The sequence below is a fragment of the Methanococcoides seepicolus genome, from assembly GCF_023684405.1.
Lineage (GTDB): Archaea > Halobacteriota > Methanosarcinia > Methanosarcinales > Methanosarcinaceae > Methanococcoides > Methanococcoides seepicolus.
The window spans coordinates 1-3,573 of the sequence record NZ_JAGSOI010000111.1 but is presented as its reverse complement, the minus strand read 5'-3'; the positions used below and the strand labels follow the sequence as shown (position 1 = coordinate 3,573).

General features: G+C 44.4%; 1 protein-coding gene. It reads left to right on the top strand.

What is annotated here, in order from left to right; genetic code table 11:
• The first annotated feature begins 162 nt into the window (after nucleotides 1-162).
• On the top strand, nucleotides 163-2,970 hold the full coding sequence (locus KDK67_RS13730; RefSeq protein WP_250869419.1) for a PKD domain-containing protein: 2,808 nt from the start codon (nucleotides 163-165) through the stop codon (nucleotides 2,968-2,970).
• Nucleotides 2,971-3,573: the final 603 nt, after the last annotated feature.

Below are 3,573 nucleotides of genomic sequence, written 5' to 3'. Positions count from 1 at the left end.
AGGTAAAAACAGGGAAGAACAAACTGAGGAAGAAGGTGCTCTAATCTCTTCTTTTTCCTGATCCTTCCCTGTTTTCTTCATTTTCTGCAGAAAGCAAGACACCTACTGCAGCAATATTAAGTTGCTGCCGTAATCCTATATAAAAAATATGAGAGATGCGATATGAAACAGAAAAAATTCAAATATGGGATCATGGTAAGCATGGCCCTGATGCTGATGCTTGCCTTTACAGGTGCAGCCTCGGCAGGAACGACTATAACACTCGACCCTGGTGACGACGTCGTGGCAGCCATTGAAGGCGCTGTGTCAGGCGACACCATCTACTTCAATCCAGGGTATTATGATGTTTCGAACCAGAGAGTTCATGCCTATGAAAAATCTTTAACATTGACGGGTGCAGGAGCTGATGTGGTAACTGTTGATCTGGGTGTACTGGGATGGAATTTCGGTTATGACTCGACCCATGCACAGTATGACATCACAATCGAAAACATAAACTTTGACTCAATCCCAAACAGCAGCACTATCGATCCTCCTTCATTTTTGCATGATATGTTTGCTGCTAAGTTGTATATCTATTATACAACAGGTGATGTCGTAGTTCGAAACTGTACATTCACGAACACCACTGTTAGTACGTTCAAAGCCAACAATGTTGACTTCTCTGACAATGTAGTGGCAGGCGTCTTTAAGACCATCGATACGGAGAAGAATTTTCAATTCAGTAGAACATTCGAAAGTGTCCTTGTAAGCGGAAATTCCATAAATGAAGCCTTTTTAGAAGTGTGTACCTCTTCAGATCAACAGGATAATCCTGCACCAACTGTGGAAATCTATGGCAACACTTTTACAAACATGACTGGCTCCAATGCTGCTCTTTGGTTGAAATGTGAATCCGGTGCAACATTCACTGAAGCAACAGTCACTGAAAACACTTTTGATGGTAATGATGCAGCGATCAAGATCACGGGCATTACCAGTTCTAACAACACGATCTGCCTCAACAACTTCGTGGACAACACCGCAAACTATCTTGACGGCGGATCCAACACCGGAGCTATCAGCTACGTCAGCGATGCCATGTCCTACACCTACGCTGGTAACAGCCTCGGTCCTTCCGCGCTCGGTAACTACTACAGCGACTACACCGGCACGGATACAGGAAACGACGGTATCGGTGACAGTGCATACACAGCTGTGGCTGGTGACGATGCAGCACCACTCATGCAGCCTCATGCTGATTACTTCCAGCAAGCCGTAGACCCCACTCCATCCATTCCTGTCATAATCAGCGAAACCACCATTGGCGGAAGTGGATATGACAAGTTCTATGGCAACAGCCCCACCTCGGATGGCGGAGCTATTATGATAGGCATGAGCAAATCATCTGATGGGAATTTGGCCGCAAATAAGGGTGATTACGACATTATGCTCGTAAAAACGGACCGCAGCGGAAATCCTGAGTGGACAAAGAATTACGGTGGCACATTGTACGATGCAGGACTTTCTGTCAGGCAGACAGTCGATGGTGGATACATCCTGGTTGGACGTTCAAAGTCCTCTGACGGGGATGTCGCTGCTAACTCTGGTGGATATGACGTGCTAATCATAAAGACCGACGCGCTTGGAGAAATCGAGTGGCAGAAGAACTACGGTGGCAGTGCGGATGACAAACCTGCCGGAATCATACAGACCTCCGAAGGCGGGTTCTTCATTTCCGCTTATACCAAGTCAGCAGATGGGGACCTCGAAGGCCTTCCCGTCCAGGGCGACTATGATCTGTGGACAATAAAAACCGATGCAAACGGTACAATTGAATGGCAGAAGGTCTTTGGAGGAACAGATAGTGATCTGGCAATGTACGGGGACAATTCCCTGCAGACCACTGACAACGGTTTCCTTGTATTTGCAACGACAGAATCAGGGGATGGAAATGTTACCGGGCATCATGGAGCTCGTGACTACTGGGCAGTTAAACTGAATGCCGCCGGTGAAATGGAGTGGCAGAAGTGTTACGGCGGTTCGGCAGACGATTATGGTTATACAGTTCGTCAGACCTCAGACAATGGTTTCATCTTTGCCGGAAAGTCCCTGTCCTCTGACGGCGATGTCCTTGATAATAAAGGTAGTCATGACGTCTGGATCGTGAAAACCGATGCAAGCGGCACTATTGAGTGGGCAAAAACCTACGGCGGATCGGGTTTGGATTGTGCTTACGACATCACAGAACTTCCCGATGGAGGGTATATGGTTGCAGGCAGTTCAAAATCTTCTGACTTTGACCTGAACGCAAATTACGGCGACTGTGATATCTGGGTCTTTGAAATCGATGAATCCGGGTCCCTTGTCTGGCAGAAGAATTTCGGTGGCTCAGGTAAAGAGGAAGCCTTTGGAATCATGCCAATGGCCTCCGGAAGATACCTTCTCACAGGTTACACAAACTCCGCTGACGGAGACATACCTGATGCCCTTGGTAACTATGATGCCTTGAGCATTGAAATCGGACCTGGAGGTTCATTACCATGTGCAGTTGCCGACTTCGAAGCAGACCTGACCTCAGGAACCGCTCCCCTGACTGTTCAGTTCACCGACCTTTCCACAGATGCTGAAAGCTGGTCCTGGGACTTTGACAACGATGGTGTTGAGGATTCCACAGAGCAGAACCCGGTGTATACCTACACTGTTCCCGGAACATACACTGTGAACCTTACAGTGAGCAATCCGGCAGGTAGTGATACAAAGACAGCAGTAGATTACATTGTGGTAGGTGACTGGAACCCATGGAATGACATTGGATCAGAAGGACACGGACCAAACGGCCCTGATGGGACACATATCACTTTAACAGAGGTTATTGATGCATACAATTGTTTCAGAAACGGAACACCTGCACCAGAAACTGGAGCTTCTATCGATCTCACAAAAGTGATCGATATGTACAATTGTTTCCGATATGGAAATCCGATGTAAGTGACTAGACAATTGAATTCGAGAATGGTTATGCAACCATTCTCACTTTTTATTTTTAAATTTTGAAACGTGTTCTTTACGAATTCCATGCTTAAAATAATTCAGAGTGGTTGGTATATGATGGGAAAAAGGAGTGGTGGACCATTGTCTCTAAAAGAGCTCATGATGCTTTTCTAACAGTTATTTTACGGATATCAAAGGAGAAATATGACTAAAGAGTTGAAAACATCGATGTTTATTGAAAAATAGATATGGGGGAATTTCGATAAACTCCGGGAACAGAAGCAAAAATTATAGCAACGTATAATAATTTTATACCATCCACTTAAATTTTATACTATCTATTTAAATTCTATATTTTATTATTTTATTATTTCATCATTGTATTTCAGGACCGTATGTTTTCTTGCCTAGAAATTCCTGAAGATCCTGTGTTTCAATGACCACAATAACTTGTTTATAGTCAAACACCCAACATTTTGGACTTCTGTTTTTCACTAAGAAACTTTTCAATCCATCTCTTTGCAAAGCTAATTTTTGATGAGCACTCCATAAATTTCTCATGTATTAAATCCCGCATATGATCAATATCGATAATGAACT